Genomic DNA, 315 nt, shown 5'->3' with positions numbered 1-315 from the left:
TCATGGATCGCCTCCCAAACGCCTTCGTGTTTCCACTTTGAGAAGTAGTGGTAGCAGATACGCCAAGGTGGAAGGTCGTGGGGAAGCATCCTCCATGCGCATCCGCTGCGCACCAAGTAGAAAATCGCATTGACGATGTCGCGCTTCGAATAGCGCGGCGGCCGGCCCAAAATTGAACCACCGGGAATGAGTGGCTCAAGTAGTGCCCATTCTTTGTCTGTCAGATCGCTTGGGTAGTTTTCTCGCATCCAAACTATATGCGAGATTCGAGCACTCTCGTACAGCCCAAATTACGCATTTAAGCTTTTATTGGAC

1 protein-coding gene is annotated in these 315 nt (G+C 51.4%); it reads right to left on the bottom strand.

The window, feature by feature from the left end; translation table 11 throughout:
• Positions 1–248, bottom strand: a 248-nt coding sequence (locus tag QEH59_RS18830) for a transposase (protein WP_308986932.1), incomplete at its 3' end; no start/stop codon positions are given.
• Positions 249–315: the final 67 nt, after the last annotated feature.

Origin of the sequence: Thalassobacterium sedimentorum, assembly GCF_031127905.1 — a bacterium.
Lineage (GTDB): Bacteria > Verrucomicrobiota > Verrucomicrobiia > Opitutales > Coraliomargaritaceae > Thalassobacterium > Thalassobacterium sedimentorum.
Note: the sequence above shows the minus strand (reverse complement) of the source record. Positions and strands in the feature narration are given on the sequence as shown.